This is a genomic window from Microcystis sp. M079S1, assembly GCF_020246425.1.
Lineage (GTDB): Bacteria > Cyanobacteriota > Cyanobacteriia > Cyanobacteriales > Microcystaceae > Microcystis > Microcystis aeruginosa.
The window spans coordinates 1-6613 of sequence record NZ_JADBSZ010000047.1 but is presented as its reverse complement, the minus strand read 5'-3'; the positions used below and the strand labels follow the sequence as shown (position 1 = coordinate 6613).

Below are 6613 nucleotides of genomic sequence, written 5' to 3'. Positions count from 1 at the left end.
CGGAAGAAATTACATCGAAATAGATAGATGGTTTCCTAGCTCTAAAAGGTGTAGTAATTGCGGGTATATTGCTGAGAAAATGCCGTTAAATGTTCGAGAATGGGATTGTCCAGACTGTGGGACGCACCATGACCGAGATATTAACGCCAGTAAAAACATTTTGGCCGCAGGGCTTGCGGTGTCAGTCTGTAGAGCGACCATAAGACCAGAACAGAGTAAAACTGGGGCGGCAGGTGCGGAACCCCGCAAGGGAAAGAAGCAGAAACCTAAATCGTGAGGTTTGGGAATCGCCGTCCGTTTTACGGCGGTGAGGATGTCAATAACCTGAACATTTGTATTTAATTAGGGTGAATGACTATAATTAATGATAAAGCACAGTCAGCATTGACAATGATTAGCGATCAATCTCTCCCCCCCCAAAATATTGAAGCGGAAGAATCTATCTTAGGTGGTATTTTACTAGATCCAAAAGCGTTAGGTAGAATCAGTGATTTTTTAATTCCAGAAGCTTTCTATGTGAAAACCCATCAAGATATTTATCGTGCGGCGCTCGCTTTACAAGGGAAGGGAAAACCGACGGATTTAATGACGGTTAGCAGTTGGTTACAGGATAATCATCTGCTGGAAGAAATCGGGGGAATGCCGCGATTGTTACAATTAATTGAGCGCACTGTCTCGGCTGCCAACATCGATCGCTATGCTGAATTAGTGATGGATAAATATATGCGTCGTCAGTTAATTTCCACCGGGGGAGAAATTATTGAGTTAGCCAGGGATACGACGCTAGAATTAGAAAATGTTTTCGATGAATCGGAACAAAAGATTTTTCGTCTCACCCAAAAACGACCCCAGGAGGGTTTAATTTTTCTGGGGGATACTTTAATTGAAACTTTTAACGAAATTGAGAAAATGCAGGAGACGACCACTCTACCCGGTATCGAAACTCAATTTTATGATCTCGATGCGATGACCAGTGGTTTACAACCCTCGGATTTAGTTATTATCGCGGGTAGGCCTTCCATGGGAAAAACTTCTTTTGCTCTTAATATTGCCTATAATATCGCTCAACAGAATTTACCTGTAGCTGTCTTTAGTTTGGAGATGTCCAAGGAACAATTAGCCCAACGTTTGTTATCGAATGAGGCTAAAATCGAAAGTAATCGGATTCGCTCGGGCCGTTTGGGACAAAATGATTTAGAGAAGGTTCTTGGGGGACTAGAAAAGTTATTAAATTTGCCCATATATATCGATGATAGTGCCAATTTAAGTGTAATTCAAATGCGTTCCCAAGTGCGGCGTTTACAGGCAGAAAAAAAGGGGCAAATGGGATTAGTTTTAATCGATTATCTGCAATTAATGGAAGGTGGAGGTGATAATCGCGTTCAGGAAATTTCTAAAATTACCCGCAGTCTTAAGGGTTTAGCCAGAGAAATTCATGCTCCAGTAATTGCTCTTTCTCAGTTAAGTCGCGCTGTGGAATCTCGCAATAATAAAAGACCGATGATGTCCGATTTACGCGAGTCGGGATGTTTAGCGGGTGATAGTTTAGTTGAGTTAGCCGATCCTCGTGCTAAAGTGCCAATTTGTGAGTTAGTGAATTGCTCTAATTTTACGGTTTTTGCTCTTAATGAGGAAACAATGAAATTAGAAAAAGCACTGGTAACTAAGGTCTTTTCCACAGGATTTAAGCCAGTTTTTCGATTAACAACTCGTTTAGGTCGCACGATTAGAGCTACAGCCAATCATAAATTTTTGACTGTCCACGGTTGGCAAAGATTAGATGAATTAAATATTGGTAATTATATCGCTTTACCTCGCTTTTTACCTAGTTCGCAATTACAAACTATGAGTAATGCTGAATTAGCCTTATTAGGTCATCTAATTGGTGATGGATGTACCTTACCACGTCATAGTGTTCAATATACGACTAAAGAGTTAGATTTAGCCAATTTAGTTGCTTCTTTAGCGATACAAGTATTTGATAATCGAATTAATCCTCGAATTAGTCCTGAACATCAATGGTATCAGGTTTATTTAACAGCGAATTATCCCTTAACTCATAATATTAAAAATCCTATTTCTCAATGGTTAGAACGTCTAGGAGTTTGGGGGTTACGTTCCTATGAAAAATTCATTCCTCCTCAAGTTTTTGAGCAAACTCAATCAGCAATAGCCTTATTTTTACGTCATCTTTGGAGTACCGATGGTTCCCTTAAATTGGTTCAAGGAAAATCACCTCGTCCTATGGCTTATTATTCTAGCAGTAGCTTAAGATTAGCTCAGGATGTACAATCGCTTTTACTAAGAGTAGAAATTAATGGAAAGCTATCGAAACACTCACAAACAGGAAAAGGACGAGATCAATACCATGTTACAATAACAGGTAAATCAGACTTGAAGAAATTTACTGAGATTATCGGTGCTGTTGGCAGCTATAAAACCCAGTCTTTACAAGAAATAACTACTTATCTTCAAAATCACCAAGCTAATCCTAATAAGGATATCATTCCTAATGATATCTGGCGACTATATGCTGTACCCGCTATGGAACAAAGTGGTTTAACTACACGACAAATGCAAGCTGCACTGGGTAATCAATATTGTGGGACAAGTTTATACAAATCAAACTTAAGTCGAGAAAGAGCCAATAAATTAGGAGACATTCTTGAATGTTCCCAAATACAGCACTTAGCGGATAGTGATATTTACTGGGATGAAGTTATGGCAATTCAAGCGGATGGAGAGACAGAAGTGTATGATTTAACAGTAGATAAATTGCATAACTTTATTGCCAATAATATCATCGTCCATAATAGTATCGAACAGGATGCGGATTTAATTATGATGTTATACCGAGATGAATATTATAACCCCGATAGTCCCGATCGAGGTGTGGCTGAAGTAATTATTACTAAGCATCGTAATGGTCCCACTGGCACAATTAAGCTACTTTTTCAACCAGAATTTACCAAGTTTCTGAATCTTAAACAAAGTCGCTCTAATTATTAAAATGCAAGCAAATATTAATTATATAAAAACCAATTGGCTCTTAATACTTTTGGCAATTATCCTAACTCTCGGTGTGGTTTTTCGTTTCGCAAATATCGATAAAAAAATCTATTGGCATGATGAATCCTACACCACGATTAGAACCACTGGTTATCAAGCAAAGGAAATCGCTGATACTATCTTTCAAAATCGTCTTTTATCTACCACAGAATTAGGAAAATTTCAAAAACTGAAACCCGAAAGTAATGTTTTTGACACAATAAAATCTCTCGCTAAAGAAGACCCTCAACACCCACCTTTATACTTTATTATCTCTCGCTATTGGGAAAAAATATTCGGTTTTTCTACCGTTTCTTCCCGCAGTTTAGCGATTGTTTTTAGTCTTCTCTCCCTGCCATTTATTTACTATCTATCTCTAGAATTATTTGCGTCAAAGTTAACGGCAGTTTTAGCAGTAATTTTATTGGCACTCTCTCCAGTTGATATAATATTTGCTCAAATGTCCCGTCAGTATAGTCTTTTAGTTTTGTTAACGATAATTAGTCAATTGCTGCTGTTAAAATGCCTCAAAAAAAGAACTATTGTTAATTGGTCTTTATACACCCTCGCTAATACTCTCGGACTATACACCCATCTCTTTTTTATTCTCAACTTATTTGCTCAAGCAGCCTTTATACTTTGGTATCTTGTTATGAAACCAGAGCGAAAAAATAACTTGATATTTTTCCTGTTATCTGGGTTAACAATGATGATTTTATATATACCCTGGTTACAGGTTTTTTTAACTAACTATCAAAGAGCCTTTAACTCCACAAGTTGGGCTGCCGTTAACCATCTCGATTGGGGATTTATCAGTAAATTATGGCTCTTAACTTTTACTTCTCTATTTAGCGATAGCGATTTTGGTTTTAATAACATCTTCACCTATATATATAGACTGTTTTTTTTAATCTTAACTATCTATGCTTTTGAGCGAGTTTATCGCTACAATAACCCCATAGCTTTTACTTTTATGATTACCTCAACCCTAGGGCCTTTCCTAGCTTTAGTCATTCCCGATCTAATTTTGACCACCACTAGATCAACTGTCACCCGTTATCTAATTGCGACCTTTCCTACTATCTATATAACTGTGGCTTTTTTCTTGTCACAATTGCTTAATCAAGGCAAAATTTTAGGTAAAATTATCTTGACTTTTTTGTTAACTGCTAGTATGATATCGAACTTTAATAATGCTCTTTCCGAAACCAGTTGGGCAAAAGTTCCTAGTTATTGGAATGGCGAAGTTGCCAGAAAAATCAATGCTGTACCTAAGGCCATTATTATCAGCGACGAAGGTAATGACTGGACTAACTTAGGTGATTTGCTTTCCCTTAATTATCGTCTTAATGCTGATGTACAATACTTCCTGACTACCACTAACCCCGATACCGATAAGTTAAAAGAAGTCCTAGAAATTCCCTGCGTCAACTTATTTCTTTTTCGTCCTTCTAATCGGTTATTACTGGCCCTAGATCAATTCGATATTCGTCTTGATTATTTCTATCCCTATGGTCAATTGTGGCGAGTGAAGAAATAGGTAAATATATATTTTGGGTCAATCTAGCCTGAAAGAGTTGAGCAAAGCTGTTATCATAACCAGTTAAAAGCGTTAATCTTCACCTTAAAGAAATGACTTTTCTAATTCCGACCAGCGTTTGGCGGCAAATTCTTAAAAAGCTCCCCATACTACTATTCTTAGCATCTTTTCTCATAGTTCTACTCTTAGGCTATTTTTCCGCTGCTTTCTCTCAAAGTCGAGATCCTGATATCCGCGGTGTTTGGATTACCACCAACGATACTGCGATGCTGATGGACAGGGATAAACGACAACAGGCGATCGAGCAATTAGTTAATCTTAATTTTAATGCTATCTATCCCGTGGTCTGGAATTCCGGTTATGCTCTCTATCCTAGCGCGATCGCTAAACGGGAAGGAATACAGCCTTTTGTGCCTACGGGAGCGCAGGGACAAGATATCTTAGCAGAATTGGTGGAACAAACCCGTGGCAGGGGATTATTAGTCATTCCTTGGTTTGAATTCGGATTTATGGCTCCTCCCACCTCAGAATTAGCCTTAAAACATCAGGACTGGTTAACCCAAAAACGGGACGGAGGGACCACTTGGGTAGGGGCAGCCGGTGAGGTGGTGTGGTTGAATCCTTTCCGTCCCGAGGTGCAGAATTTTCTGCGGGAATTAGTCTTGGAAGTGGTGGGACAATACGATATTAACGGCATCCAATTCGACGATCATCTGAGTTTACCCAACGAATTCGGCTATGATCCCTATACTATCGCCCTTTATCAACAGGAAACCGAAAAAACGCCTCCGGCTAACCCCCGGGATCCCGAATGGACAAAATGGCGGGCCGATAAAATCACCGCTTTTCTGGCTAATCTCAAAGAATCAATTCAGGCAATTAAACCGAATATACTGCTTTCGATCGCCCCTAATCCCTACGAATTTGCCTATAATGGTCATTTACAGGATTGGCTCGGTTGGGTGCGGCAAGGATTAGTCGATGAGTTAATCGTACAGGTTTATCGTCCCGATCTGCCCAGTTTTCTCAAGCAAATAGAGCGTCCCGAAATTCAGGAAACCCAGCAAACTATCCCCACCGGTGTGGGAGTTTTAACCGGTTTACGCAATCGACCGATCGCCCTACCCTTTATTGAAGAAAAGGTATTGGCTGCTCGTCAACGGGGTTTAGGGGTGATTTTCTTCTTTTATGAAAGTCTCTGGCAGCAAGCTTTGGAACCTCCAGAAACCAGAAAAGCGGCAATTCAAGCGCTGTTTTCGCAACCAATCACTCCCCGTCTTCCCGTGGTGGAAAATATACCCTTAGTTAGTACGCCTGAACCTATTTACCAGCCAGAACTAACCCCCACACCTCCCCCCTTAGCGCCGGACGGGATCGAAATTCCTGTTATTCCCCCTCCGGGTAGTTAATAGCAATTTTGGACCACAGAGTCAATGCCACTGGCTGCTTGAACCCCCCCCTGAACGGTTACAAAATTATTTTCATTCTTCGCGTTTTGGTATCCTGTCAAGATAATAATCGTGTTGTTCGGCTCCGTCAGTGGGGAGTTGAGCGATAATTTCTGGCGGAACATCAGCCATAATTTCCTGAGCGATTTGCCAGACGGGTTTACGGGTTTCAGGATATTTTTCTGAGCGTGCCGATAGGAGGAAGTCGAGAACTTCTTGTAGGAGAGGCTCGGAGCTTTTCTCAATTTCCTGTAGGAGTTGTTCTTTGGCTGTCATACTAAATCCGTTGAGTATAGGCTACTTATAAGGACAGGCAAAAGGCAAGAGGCAAAAGGCAACAGTATGAATAAATAATCAGTTTTTAATAACCGGATTTAGTATCATGGGTGGTTTGGGATGGGGGGATATTCCAGATTATAGCGATGCCGTTCTTGATTTAGATCGCGGCTCTTGTGGTCTTGGGTATGAAGCAAAAGTTTTGGGTTGGGAGAGTGGAGAAATTGTCAGGATATTCTGACAAAGTTTGGGCTTAACTTCGTAAAGTTGATGATTTTTCCCAAGTTAAGGATTTTTGCGG

At 40.0% G+C, this 6613-nt stretch carries 5 protein-coding genes; 4 read left to right on the top strand and 1 reads right to left on the bottom strand.

The window, feature by feature from the left end; translation table 11 throughout:
- The 4 genes from IM456_RS02630 to IM456_RS02615 form a co-directional block, all read left to right on the top strand.
- Positions 1–277: zinc ribbon domain-containing protein (locus IM456_RS02630; RefSeq protein WP_287707700.1), on the top strand; the 277-nt coding region annotated here is incomplete at its 5' end.
- A gap of 113 nt (positions 278–390) precedes the next feature.
- Complete coding sequence (locus IM456_RS02625; RefSeq protein ID WP_002789265.1) at positions 391–3009, top strand: replicative DNA helicase; 2619 nt, start codon at positions 391–393, stop codon at positions 3007–3009.
- 1 nt (position 3010) lies between these two features.
- A complete protein-coding gene (locus IM456_RS02620) occupies positions 3011–4588 on the top strand; it encodes a glycosyltransferase family 39 protein (protein ID WP_149986209.1) in 1578 nt (525 codons plus the stop codon).
- A gap of 92 nt (positions 4589–4680) precedes the next feature.
- Entirely contained in the window at positions 4681–5997 is a 1317-nt protein-coding gene (locus IM456_RS02615) for a family 10 glycosylhydrolase (protein ID WP_149986210.1), read from the top strand.
- Between the two features lie 72 nt (positions 5998–6069).
- Here the strand turns inward: IM456_RS02615 and IM456_RS02610 are convergent, their stop codons facing one another.
- Positions 6070–6312 (bottom strand): hypothetical protein, encoded by a 243-nt coding sequence (locus IM456_RS02610; RefSeq protein ID WP_149986211.1) that lies wholly within the window; start codon positions 6310–6312, stop codon positions 6070–6072.
- Positions 6313–6613: the final 301 nt, after the last annotated feature.

Excerpts from the sequence above, each read along its gene's own strand:
- IM456_RS02610 (WP_149986211.1), bottom strand. The coding sequence starts at position 6,312 with ATGACAGCCAAAGAACAACTCCTACAGGAAATTGAGAAAAGCTCCGAG.
- IM456_RS02620 (WP_149986209.1), top strand. The coding sequence starts at position 3,011 with ATGCAAGCAAATATTAATTATATAAAAACCAATTGGCTCTTAATACTT.
- IM456_RS02625 (WP_002789265.1), top strand. The coding sequence starts at position 391 with ATGATTAGCGATCAATCTCTCCCCCCCCAAAATATTGAAGCGGAAGAA.
- IM456_RS02615 (WP_149986210.1), top strand. The coding sequence starts at position 4,681 with ATGACTTTTCTAATTCCGACCAGCGTTTGGCGGCAAATTCTTAAAAAG.